The sequence below is a fragment of the Desertibacillus haloalkaliphilus genome (genome assembly GCF_019039105.1).
Classification (GTDB): Bacteria; Bacillota; Bacilli; order Bacillales; family KJ1-10-99; genus Desertibacillus; species Desertibacillus haloalkaliphilus.
In genome coordinates, this window is the sequence record NZ_JAHPIV010000194.1 from 1 (window position 1) to 415 (window position 415).

Below are 415 nucleotides of genomic sequence, written 5' to 3' on the forward strand. Positions count from 1 at the left end.
TATCTGCAGTAAAGACATTCCCTACTTTTAAATTTAACCCTTTTTCAAGGCCGGCATCATACGCTTGTTTAAGTAAATCAAAATTAGCAGTAGGAGCGAAGTCTACTCCACCAAATGTTAAACGATTCATTTGCGAATCGGTCGAAGCGCTCATTGCTAAAATGACATCCCTTACTTTAACATCCTTTTGAATCGCTCCACAAGTTCCAACACGTACTAAGTTTTGAACATTGTATTCTTGCATAAGTTCATTAATGTATATAGAAATGGAAGGAACACCCATTCCTGTTCCTTGAACCGAGATACGCTCACCTTTATATGTACCGGTAAATCCTAACATGCCTCTTACTTCATTATAGCAAACAGCATCTTCTAAAAATGTTTCAGCTATATATTTCGCTCGTAGTGGATCCCC

The 415-nt window shown here is 37.8% G+C and carries 1 protein-coding gene; it reads right to left on the reverse strand.

What is annotated here, in order from left to right:
- A partial coding sequence (locus KH400_RS21505; RefSeq protein WP_217228122.1) for a purine-nucleoside phosphorylase occupies nucleotides 1–415 on the reverse strand: 415 nt, incomplete at both ends.